Source organism: Nitrospinota bacterium, from assembly GCA_035528715.1.
Classification (GTDB): Bacteria; JADFOP01; JADFOP01; order DATKYB01; family DATKYB01; genus DATKYB01.
The window spans coordinates 1-17,043 of record DATKYB010000015.1; the positions used below are offsets into that span (position 1 = coordinate 1).

The 17,043-nt window shown below is 37.6% G+C and carries 17 protein-coding genes; 10 read left to right on the forward strand and 7 right to left on the reverse strand.

The annotated features are described in order from the left end of the window. From VMW81_00930 to VMW81_00945, 4 genes are all read right to left on the reverse strand, one after another. A partial coding sequence (locus VMW81_00930) for a DEAD/DEAH box helicase family protein (GenBank protein ID HUU49504.1) occupies nt 1-1,145 on the reverse strand: 1,145 nt, incomplete at its 3' end. A gap of 102 nt (nt 1,146-1,247) precedes the next feature. Next, nucleotides 1,248-3,095, reverse strand: a complete 1,848-nt coding sequence (gene pabB, locus VMW81_00935; GenBank protein ID HUU49505.1) for an aminodeoxychorismate synthase component I — start codon at nt 3,093-3,095, stop codon at nt 1,248-1,250. 338 nt (nt 3,096-3,433) lie between these two features. Continuing rightward, nucleotides 3,434-4,288, reverse strand: a complete 855-nt coding sequence (locus VMW81_00940; protein ID HUU49506.1) for a nucleotidyl transferase AbiEii/AbiGii toxin family protein — start codon at nt 4,286-4,288, stop codon at nt 3,434-3,436. Further along, nucleotides 4,251-5,294: a type IV toxin-antitoxin system AbiEi family antitoxin gene (locus VMW81_00945; protein ID HUU49507.1), complete on the reverse strand. Its 1,044-nt coding sequence runs from the start codon at nt 5,292-5,294 to the stop codon at nt 4,251-4,253. The genes VMW81_00940 and VMW81_00945 overlap by 38 nt, the downstream gene beginning before the upstream one ends. Before the next feature lie 407 nt (nt 5,295-5,701). Between VMW81_00945 and VMW81_00950 the strand changes: the two genes are divergently transcribed. From VMW81_00950 to rlmN, 3 genes are all read left to right on the forward strand, one after another. Beyond that, nucleotides 5,702-6,070, forward strand: a complete 369-nt coding sequence (locus tag VMW81_00950; GenBank protein HUU49508.1) for a BrnT family toxin — start codon at nt 5,702-5,704, stop codon at nt 6,068-6,070. A 69-nt stretch (nt 6,071-6,139) separates the two neighbouring features. Further along, nucleotides 6,140-7,246, forward strand: coding sequence for a hypothetical protein (locus VMW81_00955; protein ID HUU49509.1), 1,107 nt, complete (start codon nt 6,140-6,142; stop codon nt 7,244-7,246). Between the two features lie 473 nt (nt 7,247-7,719). Next, entirely contained in the window at nt 7,720-8,799 is a 1,080-nt protein-coding gene (gene rlmN, locus VMW81_00960) for a 23S rRNA (adenine(2503)-C(2))-methyltransferase RlmN (GenBank protein ID HUU49510.1), read from the forward strand. Between the two features lie 284 nt (nt 8,800-9,083). On the opposite strand, the gene VMW81_00965 is transcribed toward rlmN, so the two are convergent. Beyond that, on the reverse strand, nt 9,084-9,791 hold the full coding sequence (locus tag VMW81_00965) for a class I SAM-dependent methyltransferase (GenBank protein HUU49511.1): 708 nt from the start codon (nt 9,789-9,791) through the stop codon (nt 9,084-9,086). 245 nt (nt 9,792-10,036) lie between these two features. On the opposite strand from VMW81_00965, the gene VMW81_00970 reads away from it, so the two are divergent. The 3 genes from VMW81_00970 (at nt 10,037) to VMW81_00980 (ending at nt 12,096) form a co-directional block, all read left to right on the forward strand. Then, nucleotides 10,037-10,765 (forward strand): hypothetical protein, encoded by a 729-nt coding sequence (locus tag VMW81_00970; protein ID HUU49512.1) that lies wholly within the window; start codon nt 10,037-10,039, stop codon nt 10,763-10,765. 113 nt (nt 10,766-10,878) lie between these two features. Further along, the gene (locus VMW81_00975) at nt 10,879-11,571 is read left to right on the forward strand and encodes a diphthine--ammonia ligase (GenBank protein ID HUU49513.1); all 693 of its coding nucleotides are present in this window, start codon (nt 10,879-10,881) and stop codon (nt 11,569-11,571) included. Nucleotides 11,572-11,685: 114 nt separating this feature from the next. Next, a complete protein-coding gene (locus VMW81_00980) occupies nt 11,686-12,096 on the forward strand; it encodes an AMIN domain-containing protein (protein HUU49514.1) in 411 nt (136 codons plus the stop codon). A 108-nt stretch (nt 12,097-12,204) separates the two neighbouring features. Here the strand turns inward: VMW81_00980 and VMW81_00985 are convergent, their stop codons facing one another. Then, the gene (locus tag VMW81_00985; protein HUU49515.1) at nt 12,205-13,308 is read right to left on the reverse strand and encodes an Lpg1974 family pore-forming outer membrane protein; all 1,104 of its coding nucleotides are present in this window, start codon (nt 13,306-13,308) and stop codon (nt 12,205-12,207) included. Nucleotides 13,309-13,919: 611 nt separating this feature from the next. On the opposite strand from VMW81_00985, the gene nth reads away from it, so the two are divergent. Next, a complete protein-coding gene (gene nth / locus VMW81_00990; protein ID HUU49516.1) occupies nt 13,920-14,576 on the forward strand; it encodes an endonuclease III in 657 nt (218 codons plus the stop codon). Nucleotides 14,577-14,592: 16 nt separating this feature from the next. Beyond that, nucleotides 14,593-15,384 carry a phosphodiester glycosidase family protein gene (locus tag VMW81_00995; GenBank protein ID HUU49517.1) on the forward strand — a complete coding sequence of 264 codons (792 nt, stop codon included), beginning with the start codon at nt 14,593-14,595 and terminating at the stop codon, nt 15,382-15,384. 1 nt (nt 15,385) lies between these two features. Here VMW81_00995 and VMW81_01000 read toward each other — a convergent pair whose 3' ends face one another. Continuing rightward, complete coding sequence (locus VMW81_01000) at nt 15,386-15,688, reverse strand: FYDLN acid domain-containing protein (protein ID HUU49518.1); 303 nt, start codon at nt 15,686-15,688, stop codon at nt 15,386-15,388. Nucleotides 15,689-15,827: 139 nt separating this feature from the next. Between VMW81_01000 and VMW81_01005 the strand changes: the two genes are divergently transcribed. Together VMW81_01005 and VMW81_01010 are read left to right on the forward strand one after the other, a co-directional pair. Next, on the forward strand, nt 15,828-16,646 hold the full coding sequence (locus tag VMW81_01005) for a cytidylate kinase family protein (protein ID HUU49519.1): 819 nt from the start codon (nt 15,828-15,830) through the stop codon (nt 16,644-16,646). A 110-nt stretch (nt 16,647-16,756) separates the two neighbouring features. After that, nucleotides 16,757-17,043 (forward strand): HDOD domain-containing protein (locus VMW81_01010; protein HUU49520.1); only part of this gene is annotated, 287 nt, incomplete at its 3' end.

Here is a 17,043-nt window from a genome sequence, read left to right on the forward strand (position 1 = left end):
TCAAACTCTTTAAAATTTAGAGGTCGATTATCCAGTGCAGAGGGAAGCCTGAAACCATATTCAACCAAGGTCTCCTTTCGTGATCTATCTCCTTTATACATACCTCCTATCTGGGGGATACCCACATGGCTTTCATCAGCAAAGAGGAGAAAATCATCGGGAAAATAGCTGAGAAGCGTAGCTGGCGGTTCCCCTGGTCTCCTTCCATCCAGATGCCTTGAATAGTTCTCGATTCCTGAGCACGAACCTGTCTCTCTTATAACCTCCATATCAAACCTTGTCCTCTGCTCCAATCTCTGCGCCTCGAGGAGCTTATTCTGGTCTTTTAGTTTTTTTAGTTCCTCTTCTAATTCCTCTTTTATTTTTTCAATCGCCCGAAGCAGATTACTCTTTGTTGTCACATAATGACTTCCAGGATAGATCCTTATCTTGTTTAATTTTCTAAGGACACTTCCCCTTAAAGGATCAATCTCTGAAATGGAATCGACCATATCGCCAAAGAACTCTATCCTTATGGCCTTATTCCCTTCATAGGCAGGAAAGATATCCACAACATCCCCCCTTACCCTGAAGGTCCCTCTGTGAAAATCGATATCATTCCTTTTGTATTGAATCTCAACAAGCCGATCCAGAAGAAGGTCTCTGGAGATCTCCATCTGGTTCTGGAAGAGAAAGAGCATGCCCTGATAATCTTCTGGTGAGCCTATGCCGTAGATACAGGAGACGCTCGCCACGATAAGAACATCTCTTCTCTCCAAGAGGGAGCGGGTGGCTGAGTGCCGCATCTTGTCTATCTTATCGTTAATCGAGGCATCCTTTTCTATGTAGGTGTCTGTTCTGGGGATGTAGGCCTCGGGCTGGTAATAATCATAATAGCTGACAAAATACTCCACGGCATTTTCAGGGAAGAGCTCTTTAAACTCCTCAAAGAGCTGGGCAGCTAAGGTCTTGTTCGGAGCAATCACAAGGGTCGGCCTGTTTATCCTCTCGATGACATTTGCCATGGTAAAGGTCTTGCCTGAGCCGGTTACACCGAGGAGAACCTGATGCTCCAAGCCCTGCTCCAAGCCTTGGGCAAGCTGGTCAATGGCCTCGGGCTGATCCCCTTTTGGTTTAAAATCTGACACTATTTTAAAAGAATTCATATCATTATTTTATCTCAAAGGGATGTGGTTAGCAAGAGTGGGAAGATGTGACTTTCCTGTTCACTTTTAATAAATGTCGCTTTAAAAAAATTTTTAACACCATCAAATAAATTTATCTGAAAGATTGACCTTTATTATTCCTCTGACTGAATTACAGAGATATATCTTTTCAGATGTTCTTAAATCATTTAAGGTGATGATATCCTCTTTCACATTTTTTCTCTTCCTCAGGATATACTGACGCATTACCCCATTCAGCAAACCACAATCCACAGGTGGAGTAATGAATTTTCCATTTCTCCTTATGAAAATGTTACTGATGCAGCCCTCTGTAATCTCTCCTCTCTCATTGGTAAAAATCAAATCTGTTAAACCCATTCTTTGTGCTTTTAAGTACAGCTTATCATAGATATCGCGATTGGTTGTTTTATGGAAAAGAAAGATATTTTTGGAATCCATTTTTTTATTGGATAAAGCAATAAATCCATCGTCTTTTTTGCTGATGCCCAGTTTTACATTCTCAATAGAAAATTTTCCACTTTTATCAACAAGAACTCTTACTTTATATCTCTCTTCATTATCTAATTGCTCAGCATTTTGTTTCAGAGAGACGAAAAACTCTTCAGAATCAAAGGAAAACCCGAAATATTCTGCGCTTTGCTTTAACCTCTGTATATGAGGCTTGAGCAGCCAATATTTCCCCTTATAATAGAGGATGGTTTCAAGTAATTTAAATTCCTGCACCACCTCAGTTAAAAACCTCATTTTCAGGGAGCATTCTCTATATTCATCCTCTGCTTTTGAATCCCAGACAATCCCACTGCCAATACCCATAACCCCCTTGTTCTCCTTAATAACAGGTGTCCTGATGGCTATGTTGAACACTGCTTCTTCATAAGGTGATATATAGCCAATTGCCCCCGTATAAATTCCCCTGTGATCCTTTTCTAATTCATTGATGATTTCCATAGACCTGATTTTAGGAGCACCAGTCACAGAACCAGAGGGAAAGAGGCTCTTAAAAATTTCTAAGTATGTTGTTTTTGGCTTTAATTCTCCCTCTACTGTTGAGGTCATCTGGAAAAGGGTTTCATACCTCTCCACTTCAAAAAGCTTGTTTACTTTCACCGTTCCAATCTCAGATATTTTGCCTAAATCATTCCTCAATAAATCGACAATCATTAAATTTTCTGCCCTGTTTTTTTCGCAATTATGTAACAGATTCATATTTTTTCTGTCTTCTGAAAGTGTCCGTCCCCGTTTCATTGTCCCTTTCATTGGACGGGTTATTATTTTGTTTCCAGATCTTCGAAAAAAAAGTTCTGGCGAATAAGAAATGGTGTGGGTATTTCCGCTCCTTATATAAGCAGCATAACTGACCCTTTGTTTTTTTCTCAGGTCATCATAGAGGGCCAAGGGAGAGCCTTGAAATGAAAAATGGATATTCCAGGTAAAGTTGATCTGGTATGTATCTCCTGAACTTATGTAGTTCTTTATCTGTTCTATTTTGCTTTTGTATTCATCTTCGGAAATATTGAGATCAAAACCGCTAATTTCATATGAGAAGCTTTCAGGGAATAAGTTGTTGTATTCTTCCCATTTAAATTTAGAATCTCTCAGATCAATCATACAGGGGTTTTCAAAGACACCAAACCAGATTAAAGGATGGGAAAAGCAGACATTAGAGAGGAGGCTTTTAAGTTTCGTTTCAAATGCATACCCTGCTTCATAGGCAATATATCCTGCGACATATAAGCCCTTTTTTAAAAAACCTTCAATCTCCCTCAATACACTTTCAACCTCGTCTATCTTAGATGTTTTCAATATGCAAAGGGGATGAAGAAAGACAAAAGACTTAAAATTTTCTGAATCAGTTTTAACTGTCTCTAAAATGACAAGGTCTTCGCTACCCTGAATTTCTCTATGAAACAATGGAAATAGTTCTTTCATAATCTTAATAGTGATTCCTTTTAATAAGAAATGGAAATCATTTTATATCAAAGGGGGATACTTTACAAGAGGGGTCTAAAATGACTTTCTTGCTTGCAAAAGCAAAGGAACCAAAAAAGGACGCCCCGCTGCTTTTTTATACGGTCTTTGCCTTCGCTTGCTCGGAGAAGCAACAAACTCGGGCTCTGCCCTCAAACAGTTCCTTCTATCATCCTCGCTCACTCGCCCAATCCCTAAAAAGCAGAAGGGGGATTAAAAAAGAAAAAACTACAAATGAATAATAGGGGAAATTCGGAATAGGTTTTATTGAGTTTTGAATTTGGTCATTTGGATTTAGTTCAATCTGATGAGGATTCAAAAATGCCTTGCTTTAATTTTTCTAGCTGAATTAGTATTTCATCAAAATTATCATTCCTACCAACCATATGGGTAACAAGATGATATTTTGATTCATCACAGGTTTCTACATCGAGTATTTTTTTGATCACTTCTAATGTATCTGTATTAGATATTTTTGCCATATCTCGACCAAGAAGTCTAATGCATGCTAATCGAGCATTTGAACCTTCTTCTATAAACAAAGTTGATTCAGTTTCATATAATCGGTCTAAATTTCCAGCCTCTTCATATTTATTCATTATAAAAAGCAAATCTTCAGCATCTCTTTTTCTCGCTGGATATTTTTCCTTCCAAGATATTAATTTCATAATTGCCAATCCTGGAAGAGTAGGAAGTTTAACATAAAGTTCAGGTTCAGAGCTTAATTTTACATTTACAGAGGAGTCGTAAGCCTCTTTAAAGCCAAGCGTGCTCATAATTATTTCATGTTCTGGGGGCCAACTAATTTTCTTATCTTTATCAGAAATAGGGCCAAAAGGAACTATATCAATGAAAACGTCCTTAAAAATATATCTTTGTTTCTCTTTATCTTTTGAAAAATTATTATTTGATAACAAAGTTTTTGATAGTCTATTAAATTTATCCCAGTTAGCTACTACTATTCCTAGGTCTATATCTCTGGTCATTCGAGGAGACTTTATACCAAAGCAATACTCGAGAATAAAATCTCTGGCTGTTGCTCCAACAATAAAGAAAGGAATATCTAAAGAACTAGCTACTTTATTAAACTCATAAAGGGCATCAACAAACGAGGGCTCAATCTTCTCGGATATATCGAACAATATTTTGTTCATAAATCACCTTTGCTGTTTCAATATTTCTCTGGTCACCAGTTGCCATAAGGTCTGCATAGATAAGTATTGGATGGACAATTTCTTTATAGTCTTGCCAGGTAACAGGTTTCCAAAAACGTTTAAGAATTTCTATATCACCATTAATATCTTTTCTTAATCTATGCTCTAATAACAGATCATTGAGATATCTTTGTCTTGTATAGATAGTAATATTTTGAGGTTTTAGATATCTTGTTAGTTTTAGAGCAGCAACTTCACCACCCCACTGTGCATATTCATAATTAAGAGTTTGTTGTTCCCACCAACCTGGATTACCTCTAAAACGTCCTAATATTAACTTTGGTCTCAATTTTTCTGGATAGTCAACAACCCAACGATTCAATAAATCCTCCTTATTAATCAGCTTATAGCCACGTTTTCCCATTTGTAACAGATAACCCATCTCTTTTAAATCTCTTATAACCCACCCAATAGTGCCAAGAGCAACTTCTGCAACTGTTGCAATATCACGGTATGTCTTGTTTACTAATTCCAAATTACATAAGAAAGCAAAAATAACTTTAAGACCTGTTGGTTTAAAAGCTTGTTTTTGTGGAACCTGCCTGAAAATATCAGGAGGTCTATTCCCTTTAACAAAAATAAAAACAGGCGGCTGATTAATATACGCATTACCTGCTGTATCTATAAATTCTATATTATTTTGTTTTAATTGATCTGCAATATAATCTGTAGCATGGTTAGTCGCAAGCAAGAGAGGATAAGGAAGTCTTTCTTTATGTTGCTTCAGCAATCCGATTAAGGCCATAGTAATATTATTTTTTATCTCTACGCAGAAATTAAATCTCTTGTCATAGGCTGTAATTTGCAATACCTTGTCTATCCTTAGGTTTGGATCAAAATATTCTTCAACTACATTAATTACAAAATTGCCAGGCAAAGCAAAGTTCTCCCTGAAAGCTTCCAGAGCAGCCTCAAAAACTTCATCATATCGATACTTATCCCGCATAAATATCCCTTTTTGTTCAAGATATAAATATGTTCATCTATTGTGAACATATATTTTTTTTGAACATAAGTCAAGTATTTCTTTAGTTTATTTTTTATAATAAATTGTAAATAAATGGATTAAATATATTTGTTCATAATTTCAAAATGTTCACTATTAATGAACAGAATAAATAATTGAACAAAATCTTAGTTTTTTTGTAACCGATTTTTCAGATATTTTCCGAGGTTTAATTTATGATACCGAAATGACAAATGCCTCGCTTGCTTGCCCAATCCCTAAAAAGCAGAAGGGGATTTGAAAGAAAAAACTGCAAGAACCTATTGACCAAATTCCTATTTAAATCTATATTTTACAGTAATACGCAGAAATTTTATGTATAATAATTGTTATACCCAAGGAGCAAAATGGACTTCCCAAAAAAACTCGGTATTCCCGATTATCAATTCAGGTTGATCTTCGGCAAAACCAAGATTGACTATGACGTTGAAAAGGAAATGGTTAACCGTCAAAAGCACGGTTATTCATTAGTAAGCGCAGTTCATTTGCTCGAAAAAGTACTTCTGCCCATCAAGTCAACTCCTTTTGTTACTACCGATGCATTCAAGGAAAATGAGGAAGTCAGGCACATTCACATGGGAGTAGATGACGAAGGAAATGTGGTTTATATGGTTACCACTATGAGATCAGACGAAACAGTAAGGGTAATATCGTTCAGAAGGGCTAGCGAGGAAGAACGGGAGTTGTTTTACTCACTTACAGGTTATAAATCGTAAACCCAACGACCGCTCATAAACTCGTGCCTGTGATGCTGAGCATTAGCCTTAAACTATAGGGGGTAACTTATGAGGTATTTCTTAGCGGGATGCACTTACCAGATTAGAAGTCTAGAAAAATCCTTAGACACGCTTTTCACACAGCTACACGCTGCCTACTTAGGGCCAACTCCATTTTATTGGGAGGAATTCAAACAGATAGCAGTAAGGTTTCTATCCAATACGCCACCCCACTCGGAACTAAATGAAGCCTACTTCAACAATTTCAATCTCGTGTGGAATCAGCTCCTTGTAAGTCGAAGATTCGACGAGGCAGAGACACTTTGGGAGATGGCTCTTGACCCCGCTCTAGAAGTAGAGAAGCGGAAACCTGATCATAAAATCCATAAAGGTACACCGTACTACTTTTGGGGTATGACAGCGATTCTTAGAGGGGATATCGATAAAGGGTATGCGCTGATGCATCAGGCAGTAGAAGAGGATGTCGCGACTACACAAAATCAGTTCCCCGATACTCCAGCATATGCATTAGCTACACTCAACTGGGCTAAGCAAGATCAAGCATTCAGACAGTGGGTTCTGGCCCAAGCGCAATTCCTCGATGAAAAGCAGAACAAGTATTCAACTATCTATTCTCGCCCTTTTACCTTGGAGAACTTCCGACAGCGATTCCTGAGCTCTCCTCCGAGCACCGAGGACGTCTTCCTTTTTGTATATACGGTCGCACGTCTCATGCGGTTAGGCAATGCACCCGAACATACTGTTCAGAGTCGCTTCGCTGGTCAGCTGTTCATGAGCCTCTTCTCAGACATGCTTGTAGTCATCGAATCAGCCTTAAAGTTCAAGAATCCCAACGGAAGATCATTCATTAATCACGCTGAATACCTGTCGCAGAAGGCATGTGATCCAATCTCCAATACTAGACTTAGGGAACTAAATAAAATGTTCAACGACGATTTCGATACAACTCTCACTGAGCTTCTTAATGGTAATTTTAGCTTCCCAGACCAGACGAAGCTTACAAAGCTGCAGTCCGAGATAGCCATTGCTTATGGTTTGCGGAATAGAGCTTTTCATAATACCTCTCCGACACCAGCTATGTGGCAACGATTTTCAGAAATCATGCAGATACTGTTCAATGTCATGTTCACCATGGTCGACTATGTATATGCCTGATCTTTCAAAGAGTGTGGACCCAAAATAGAGAGCGGCTAACAAGACAATCCAGCCGATCTCCTTCGTCGGCGTTTGAGTTCAAACGTTTGGCTTTAGATTTTACTCCCTTTCGATTTTTAGTAGGTGACAAGCAAGAAAATCATGGCTTTTTTAATTCCCCCTTCTGCTTTTTGGGGTTTTTCAAGTGAACGAGGAAAAAAGAGGCGAAGTGTCTGAAGGCGAAGCCAAGTTTTTTGCCTCGCCGAGTGAACGTAGAAAAACCCCGTTAAGAAAAGCAGGGGGCACCCTTCTTTAGTTACCTTTCTTGGGTGAGCAAGAAAGGTAAAAAGGAGTGGTTAATCCTTTAAGAAAATCGACAGAGTGTCCTTCTTTGGTTCGTTTCTTGGACAAGCAAGAAAAGGACATGAATCTCATATGAATCCCGTTGAAATTTTTAAGGAATTGAGAAATAATTATATAAAGAGAACTTTTTATTGAGTGAGAAAATGAAGGATTTAAGGCACAAAAAAATAAACCTCAAAGAGATGATACTCGAAGAGATAACAGATTTTGTCTTAAGCCTCGGCGAGAAAGGCTTCAGGGCAAAACAGATATATCAGTGGGTTTTTGAGAAAAGGATTTCAAGCATTGATGAGATGCACAATCTCTCAAAGGATTTTCGGGAATTGCTGAAAGAAAAGGCTTTCATCGGAAGAATAGAAAAAATCAAGGTTCTGGAATCCTCTGATGGTTCAAAGAAATATCTTTTTGGTCTTGAGGATGACAGGGTAATTGAGAGCGTTTCCATGCCCGATAAAAAAGGATTTACGCTTTGCATCTCTTCTCAGATAGGTTGCCGTTTCGGATGCAGGTTCTGTCTTACTGGAAAAGAGGGATTTACACGAAACCTGAAATCATGGGAGATTGTTGACCAAGTTTTATCCATAAGAGAAGATATCGAGGAGAAAAGCCAGAACATCGCCATTATGGGTATGGGTGAACCGCTCGATAATTACGACAATGTGATAAGGGCTGTAAAACAGATGATGGCAAAGGAAGGGATGAACATCTCTCCTCGGCGAATCACGCTTTCGACCGCAGGGTGGATCCCGGGACTCAAGCGCCTGAAAAAAGAGGGGCTGAATATCAACATCGCTGTTTCCCTGAATGCAACGGAGAATGAAACCAGAAATCTTCTCATGCCGATGAACAGAAAATATTCTCTGGTGCAGCTTCTCCAGACCTGCCGTGAGTACCCGCTTGCTGAAAGAAAGAAAATCACCTTCGAATATGTCCTTGTCAAAGATGTAAATGACTCGATTGAGGATGCGACAAGGCTGGCAAAGCTTCTTGGAGGGTTGCGATGCAAAATCAACCTGATTCCTTTTATCCCCTTTGAGGAATCGCCTTTCAAAGCCCCAACCGAGGAAAGGATTCTTGCCTTTCAGAATCATCTCATCAAAAAGAATTTTACTGTAATGCAGCGGAAAAGCCGAGGATTAGACATCGGAGCGGGCTGCGGTCATCTGAGGAGCTCTTTTGTAAAGCACTCTTTAGAAGAGGCAAAAGATTAATACGCTCCTAACCAATGAAAAATAAGAAATTTTTTATTATTCTTTTTCTCTGATGCAAGCGAAAGCCTTTTCAGTAATTTTCATTTCTCCTGCGGCAGGATACCGGAAAAGGTAGACAGGGACAACCCCTAGGGCTTTTCTGGAACTCCTTCTAAAATATCTTTTTTTGTTTCTTCTGATTTTTTGGTAGTTAACAAGCGAGCAAGAAATTCCGTTAAAAAAAGCAAGGGGTGTCCTTTTTTGGTTCGTTTGCTTTCGCAAGCAAGAAATGAACAAAAATTTATCTATTCTTTTGAGCAGACATAGGTCATGGCTGTTATCTCTTTCTCGTAGCTTTTTTTCACAATCTTAAAACCAGCTTTTGTGATTAATCCCTCCATAATCCAATCAAGTGTTGAGTATTCATCTCTGATATGCGTCTCAGTCTGCACAGAAAGCCTCTTGTCTTTTTTTTTGATTTTATCAATCACCCCTTGAAAAAAGCTATTGTAATCCTCAATGTCTGATGGGAAGACCGCATCCTTTAAATAAAAGAGTCCCCCTTTTTTTAAAATCTTATAGACGCGGCGAAGGGCAATCATCTTCCAAAAATCAGGAAGATGGTGCAACGCAATCTGCGATATGACTGCATCCAACGCTTCTCCTCTGTGCTCATAGGTCAGAAACCCTGCTTGATAGAACTCAATATTATCCCTCTTCTCTTTCTTTGCCTTTTCTTTTGCAAACTCAAGCATCATTTTTGACACATCAATCGCATAGACCTTTTTGCAATGTCTGGAAAACTCAATGGCAAGCTCTCCTGTTCCTGTGCCGATCTCAAGAATAGTCTGCTCTTTGCTGAGGTTGATATCCGAAATAATCTTTTTAATTTCCCCCTTTATATTTCGTATTCTCTGCATATGCTTATCATACGCCAAAACTTCATCCATGCTTGCGTAATCCACTCCCACCTGTCTTAATTCATCGTAATACCACTTTGGATAAGAACTCATAATATTTCTCCCTGTTCGTTTTTTCTTATTATAAAAAGAGGAATGCATGTTTATCAATGAAAAACTCCTCTTGATAGAAGCCTAACAGATTACAATTCCCCCTTTTGATTTTGAGGTAGGTGACAAGTGAGCGAGAAACCGCAAAAACCTATTGACTAAAATGTCTATTTAAACCTATATTTTATGCTAATACACAGAAAATTTTTTGTGTATTAATTATTATTACCATAAGTAGGGAGATACATATGGGACATTTTGATGATGCAAAAAAGCTTGTTCTTGATTGCAAGGATACATTGGAAGAGATTAAGTCAACCTATGAAGAATCTCTAAATGAGCGTAATATCAAACCGAAACTCTTAATAAGAATAAAGAACTTTATGGAAAACCTACGCTCAGCCTTAGATTTTACAGCTCATGGTTTGTTCGACAAATATGGCGATCAAACCAAAGCGGGCTACAATATCTATTTCCCTTATGCGTGGGAATGTCTTGATTTAAAAGGCTTTAATGCGAAAAAGCTAATTGAGAAATGCATCCCAGGTCTATCTAGTTCTCGTCCTGATATAGCCTCAAAGATAGAATCCTATCAGCATTTTTCAGACCCCAATAATGCATGGTTGCCAAAATTCATGGACCTTAATAAAGCTAACAAGCATCAAAATCTCACACCTCAAACCAGAAAAGAAGTTAAAGAGCTTAGGATATCATCAGGAAATGTTGGTATGAAGCTTTCTGGTGGGGCATCCATCAAGATATCGGGGAATGCTCAGATCAGAATGGGTAATGCAATAATTAGAGGCAATCAAACAATTTCACCAGAAAGTCCAGCACAAATATTTGGGCCAGCAAAACAAGAGGTAATCACTTGGGTATCATTCCATTTCACTGATAATAAAGAGCCAGTAATTCCTCTTCTAACAAATGCATTCAATGGTATTGAGAAAATAGTCAATGAGCTTTCGGCAGTGTAAATAGGGGCTAACATATCGCTGCAGAGGACGCTGTAAACTGCGCCGCTGAGCTTACTCATTAGATTTCAGATTTATCCCCCTTTCAATTTTTAGGTAGGTGACAAGTGAACAAGATGGAAAATCTTTTGGCAATATCTTCATGGAGCGGTGGCAAAGATAGCTGTTTTGCTTGTTATAAGGCGTTGAATAGTGGTTATAAAATAAAATATCTTTTGAATTTTATATCCAGAGAATACAAGCGTTGTTGTTTTCATGGTATAGAAGCTGAATTACTTAAACTACAAGCGAAATCAATAGGGATTCCTCTTATCCAGAAAGAGGTTAGTCCTGATATGAAGAAGTATGAAGAAGAATTCAAAGAAGCTGTAACTGAACTAAAAGCCAGAGGCATTAAAAAAATGGTTTTTGGAGACATATATTTAATAGATCATTTAAATTGGGTCGAACGAGTCTGTAAGGATTTGGAGATCCAACCATTACAGCCATTGTGGAATATCCCACCCTACGAAATTACAGAAGAGTTTATTCATATGGGATTCGAATCAATTATTGTAAGCTGTAAATCCGATATTCTTGGCAGGGAGTTTATTGGAAAACTTATAGATAAAGATCTATTAGATGAGCTTAAAAAGAAAAATATATGTCCCAGTGGCGAGAACGGTGAATTTCATACTTTTGTAATAGATGGGCCAATATTTAAAAATAGAATTGAAATAATTGAGAGCAAAAAAGTTCTTAAAACAGGGTTCTGGGAATACTGGTTTTTGGATATTAAAAAGTTTCAACTAAAAAGAAAGGAGGTATAAAAAATCTCGGTTCCCCAGATAGGCAAAGAAAATGGAGGTAAGTTCCCTTCTGCTACCCCCCAACAAAAATATTTTCCTTTGGATTTTTTTCTCTTATTTTCTATAATCATCCATATGAAAAGACCTCTCGCTACATTTATTATCGTACTTGTATTGTTTTTCAGTTTAAACCACTTTGCACTCGCCTCGGAACTCCTGCTCAAAGATATTCGCTTTGAGAAGGCGGCTCAAGGCCAAGAGATGGTCTTTTTTGAATTGAGTGATTTTTATACACCGGAAATCTCTACATTAGAAGAGGAAAGGCCGAGGGTTGTCTGCGATTTCTTTAATATCAAGATCAAAGATTCAATCAAAAAAGAGATAGTGACAAATGGAGAATTCATACAGCGTATACATGTTGAAGTCCACTCATCAGAATCCAAAATCAGAATCGTTCTTGATTTGGTACCACAACACAAATATTATGTTCGGCAGAAATTTTTCATGGAAGAGAAAATCTTCGCCCTTATTGTGGGTATTCAATAATATATCAATTCCAAATGAATTCTTCATTTTGTTTTTTCCTCTTATTTCTTTCTATTTAAATCCCCCCTTTTGATTTTTTGGGGATGCGGCAAGCAAACGAGATAATAATCAGAAAACATATTTAATTGAAAAGACTATTCCATCAAAGGTTACACTGTCTCCTTCATCAACTGCCTTCGCAGTGTGGACATCATCGACATATGCCTTTTGAGTTAATACATCTGTCCAATAGGAGATAAGATAACCAAGCCTAAACTCTAAATCAGGTATGGGAGTCCACCCCAGACCTATATCCAATTCATAGACAGGGAAGACGCTCTCATACTCACTTGTGGTATGAGCCCAGACTGAGGTATTGTAGATATCTTTATATTTAGCATCCGTATTACCGACTAATAATGAGATTGCTCCATCCACCTGAAAATAAAATTTGTCATTAAAAAAACTGCGTTTTCCCATTACCCCAACTTTTGGACCGAACATATTCGTTTCTATATCGCTTGTAACTCTTTCCGTGTCTGCACCACTTTTGTAAGTAGCAGATAAATACTGATCAATCCTTGCATATCTCAATCCGATTAACCCGCTTGTGGTAAGTTTCCCGCTCTGAAACAAAGGCCTCATATATTCCAAGTCGATTACATCCAATTCATAATCTAAATGAGCAGATGCTGAATCAGCTAATTGAATACCACCTGGAAGAGTCAAAAGAGCATGCAGGGCTCCTCCTGATGGTTTGGTGATACTGAAATCCTCATCACTATCAAAACGCCAATAAGATGAAGATAATCGGCTATTATTCTCAAATTGATATCCCAGTGTATATTTTCCTGAAACAGTTGAAAATGTATCGAACTCTATGCCTCTTGCAGGCCCTTCGGGATCCCAGTCAGTATTACTATCAGGTATTGCTATATCAATGTCATTTCCCCTTGGAGTCAGAAGTAAAAGTTTTGCATCAAAAAATAAACCAGTATCATCAGCTTTTTTCGGCACTTTAACTGTAGCCTGCAATTCCTCTTTTATTTTCTCCTGCTCTGACATTCTTTTCTTCAAATCTTCAAGTTTCTGTTCATTCTCTTTGATCTGATTCTCCAAGCTTTTGATAACCCCTTTTAAATCCTCTTCCTCAGCCTGAGCAAAAGACCTGGTTAATCCTAAAATTAGGAAAATCATAAAAAGAGATAATGTAAGAACTGTAACTTTTTTCATAGATGCTCTCCTTTTTTATTGGTTAACTGGACAAACAAGAAATATAGATTTTTTTACTTATATAAACTCTCCTGCAAAACTTGGATTAAAAAAAAGAAAAACATAAAATAGTTTTACAGTTTCACCTCCTTTTTTATTTAATTGGATTAAGAAAATAGAGACAAATAAAGATTACTTAAGAAAATACTTTGGCAAGAATAGGGTGCTCTGGCATCTTTACCTCCCTTTCCAAAAGATAATCGTTAAACGAAGATTCAGACCCAAGAGGAGAGTCTAATGAGATTATTAAAAGGAAGGAAAATCAAAGCGCAAAAAAATATTTGCTATCAAAGCAAAGCTATGGTGTTAAATCTGATAAAAAGCTTCAAACATCCCCTCCTTCCAAATCAGACACTTTTCTATCAAAAAGGTAGGATTGAGTCAACATATTTTTCCAGTTTTTTTTTGATTTTTTGGGGATGCGGCAAGCAGAGTGAGAAAATCATGGCTTTTTTAAATACCCCTTTTTTGGACAAGCAAAAAAGGGACAATCTGTCTAAAAATCCCTATTGTCTTCCAAATAAAATTCCTGTATATTTCCCCTGTTTTTTGTTTAATTTTGACTCAAAGAAATGAAAGATAAAGATATAAGTAAAATTATAGAAATACTTAAAAAAGAGCTCAATAAATGGAAGCTGCCCATTGTCACTGAGGTAGCTGAAAAGAAAAAAGACCCCTTTCGTATTCTCATAAGCTGTGTATTGAGCCTACGGACAAAGGATGATACGACAAGGGGCGCGGCCATGAGGCTCTTTGAGCTTGCGGACAATCCCGAAGATATGCTCAGGCTCAAGAAGAAGATTATTGAAAAAGCGATCTATCCCGTTGGCTTTTACAGGAACAAGGCAGAAAATATTCTTGAGATTTGTGGAGCCCTCATAAACAAATATCATTCTAAAATACCGGATGAAATTGATGAGCTTTTGAAATTAAAGGGAGTGGGAAGGAAAACCGCAAATCTCGTGGTAACGCTTGGATACAATAAACCCGGGATATGCGTGGACACCCACGTTCACAGGATTTCAAATCGGTTTGGATATGTGAAGACAAAAACCCCTGAAGAGACCGAGAGGGCACTTCGGAAAAAACTTCCAAAGAGATACTGGATTATCTATAATGACCTTCTTGTTACTCATGGACAGAATATATGTAAACCCATATCTCCGATGTGTTCGAGGTGTTCTATAGAGAGGTACTGTGATAAAATCGGCGTAACAAAACATCGATAAGGGGTTATCATCACTCATGCAAAAAAGATTAAAATCCATTCTCTTTTTTCTCATCCTGTTTTCTCTTTTCATATCGAAAGGAAACAGCGCTGAGATATTAATCAATGAAAAAGGGGAATGGGAAAGGTTAATCTCAGGACTGGAATATAGAATCATCAAAATTACAGCAGAGAAGGGCCCTTCGGATATCTTTTCACTGAGGGTTAATCCTAAAAAACTCGATATCAGAATCTTAGACAGCAGAGATTACGGTCAAAAAAGATTAACGGTTAAGACCATGGCTATGAATGCCGGTGCGATTGCAGTCATCAATGGGGGCTTCTTTGATACGGATGATAATCATTTAGGCCTCCTTATAAGGGACGGAAAAGTAGTAAGCCCTTATAAAAAAAGGGATTGGGGCATATTTATGATGAAAGATGGGAAGCCATATATCATTCACTCGAGAAAATATGATCAAAGTAAAGAGATAACCCAGGCTATGCAGGTCGGTCCCCGATTGATTTCCAGAGGAAGGATCATGAAACTCAAAAGACAATTCTCAAGAAGGTCTGCAGTAGGAATAGATGATAAAGGATGGATCGTCTTTCTTGTTTCCGGGAAAACCGTGGATGGAGGGGTAATGAGTCTCTTGGAACTCGCAGAGCTTATGGGATTACCTGAAGCCAAAGGCGGTTTGGGGTGCAAGTACGCTCTTAATCTTGATGGGGGAGCTTCTACCCAGCTTTATATGAAAATTAATAATTTTAGACGCGATCTTCCGGGTGGGTGGGCTGTATCAAACGGCATTGGAGTTTTTCTAAAATAAATCAAACACCTTCTTTCTCTAAATCATCAAAGTTAAGGCTTTCATCATCGGATAAATCGTCAATCTCAGGAAAATCATCTTCATTAATAGAACCTGCCTCTTCTAAATCTTCTGACTCTTCTTTATGAATATTAATCTTTTTAGAGACCTTTGCAGGTGTAATCTTGAATTCAGTCTCTGGCATCTCTTTTTGATTCGCATTACACTTTGGACAAATGGGCTCAGGTTTTCTTAAATCGTAAAATTTACATCCACACTTAAAGCATGTATATTTCTTTCCATATTTTGATATATCAATCTTCATAACAACCTCTTAATTGTAATTTTTTAGAAAATCACCAAATATTTCTCGTTTTTTTGGAAATGTAAAGAAAAAAAAAGAAAATTTCAACTATTATTTTAAATTTTTTTATGCTATAAAATTTAAAAAATCTGAGGAAAAAATGTCTGTCATTACCGTATCAAGAGAGCTCGGAAGCGGCGGAGGAGAGATAGCTAAAGGGGTGGCTCAAAAACTCTCCTATAATTATGTGGATAGAGAGATAATTCTGGAAGCAGCCAAAAGCTATTCTGTTCCCGAAAAAAAATTGGAAGAGGTCTTTACCAAGCGGCCAAGATTTATAGAACGATTTGTTGAAGATCAAAGGATTTACCTGATATTCATCGAGGATATTATTTTAAAGTTCGCCCTAAAAGACAATATTGTCATTGTAGGGAGTGGGGGACATATCAGCCTGAAAAATATAAGCCACGTTCTCAAGGTGAGATTAACTGCCCCCCTTCCCAAGAGAGTAGAGACAATTATGAAAAGTAAGGAATTGGACAAAAAAAAGGCTGAAGAAATGGTAATGAAGAATGACAAAGACCGAATGTCAAGGATGCATTATCTGTATGATATAGATTGGAGAGACCCTACTCAATATGACATTGTCATTAATACGGAGAGTTTAACTCAAGAATGTGCCATTGATATGATTATCAATACGATTAAAAGAGAGGATTTTACACCTACAGATAAGTCCAGAAGAGCTTTAGAAGATAAGGCTCTTACTTGCAATATTAAGGCAAGATTAGCAACCCATCCTCTCATAATAATGTCCAATATAGATATAATGACCGAAGAGAGAACCGTAACCATTACGGGTAGTGTTTTTAGCGGTAATGAAAAGTCCCTGGTTATTGAAACGGTTAAAGAAATCGTTGGGGATAACTATATCGATAATCTTTCCATTGTACACCCTCCCCAAGGGGATCTTTTTTAACCCCTATCCTCGATAATCTCTGAAAGAGAATTTTTTCCTCTTATAATTTTCCTGAATTTTCTAAATATTTCTCAATAATTGCCGATAATATTTAAAAAGGGGTTATAAGTATGCTCGTTAAAGAAAGAAATGAAAAGACCAAGCGCATTATAGATAAAATCGAGGGTCTTCCTGTATTACCTCTGACAGTTAAAGAGGTTATAAGTCTTACAGCAAAAGCTGATTGTTCAGTTGATCAGATTGCCGAAGCGATTGATCCTTCCCTGGCTATAAAGATTCTGCAGGTGGCCAATTCTCCTTATTATAGAAGATACACCAAGGTGAAAAATCTCGAACATGCCATCTCTCTTCTTGGTTTTAATATAGTCAGAGACCTGGCTTTAGGGATATCACTCAT

Excerpts from the sequence above, each read along its gene's own strand:
- VMW81_00965 (HUU49511.1), bottom strand. The coding sequence starts at position 9,791 with ATGAGTTCTTATCCAAAGTGGTATTACGATGAATTAAGACAGGTGGGA.
- pabB (HUU49505.1), bottom strand. The coding sequence starts at position 3,095 with ATGAAAGAACTATTTCCATTGTTTCATAGAGAAATTCAGGGTAGCGAA.
- VMW81_00955 (HUU49509.1), top strand. The coding sequence starts at position 6,140 with ATGAGGTATTTCTTAGCGGGATGCACTTACCAGATTAGAAGTCTAGAA.
- VMW81_00975 (HUU49513.1), top strand. The coding sequence starts at position 10,879 with ATGGAAAATCTTTTGGCAATATCTTCATGGAGCGGTGGCAAAGATAGC.
- VMW81_00980 (HUU49514.1), top strand. The coding sequence starts at position 11,686 with ATGAAAAGACCTCTCGCTACATTTATTATCGTACTTGTATTGTTTTTC.
- VMW81_00970 (HUU49512.1), top strand. The coding sequence starts at position 10,037 with ATGGGACATTTTGATGATGCAAAAAAGCTTGTTCTTGATTGCAAGGAT.
- nth (HUU49516.1), top strand. The coding sequence starts at position 13,920 with ATGAAAGATAAAGATATAAGTAAAATTATAGAAATACTTAAAAAAGAG.
- VMW81_00940 (HUU49506.1), bottom strand. The coding sequence starts at position 4,288 with ATGAACAAAATATTGTTCGATATATCCGAGAAGATTGAGCCCTCGTTT.
- VMW81_00985 (HUU49515.1), bottom strand. The coding sequence starts at position 13,308 with ATGAAAAAAGTTACAGTTCTTACATTATCTCTTTTTATGATTTTCCTA.
- VMW81_01005 (HUU49519.1), top strand. The coding sequence starts at position 15,828 with ATGTCTGTCATTACCGTATCAAGAGAGCTCGGAAGCGGCGGAGGAGAG.
- VMW81_00950 (HUU49508.1), top strand. The coding sequence starts at position 5,702 with ATGGACTTCCCAAAAAAACTCGGTATTCCCGATTATCAATTCAGGTTG.
- VMW81_00995 (HUU49517.1), top strand. The coding sequence starts at position 14,593 with ATGCAAAAAAGATTAAAATCCATTCTCTTTTTTCTCATCCTGTTTTCT.
- VMW81_00945 (HUU49507.1), bottom strand. The coding sequence starts at position 5,294 with ATGCGGGATAAGTATCGATATGATGAAGTTTTTGAGGCTGCTCTGGAA.
- VMW81_01000 (HUU49518.1), bottom strand. The coding sequence starts at position 15,688 with ATGAAGATTGATATATCAAAATATGGAAAGAAATATACATGCTTTAAG.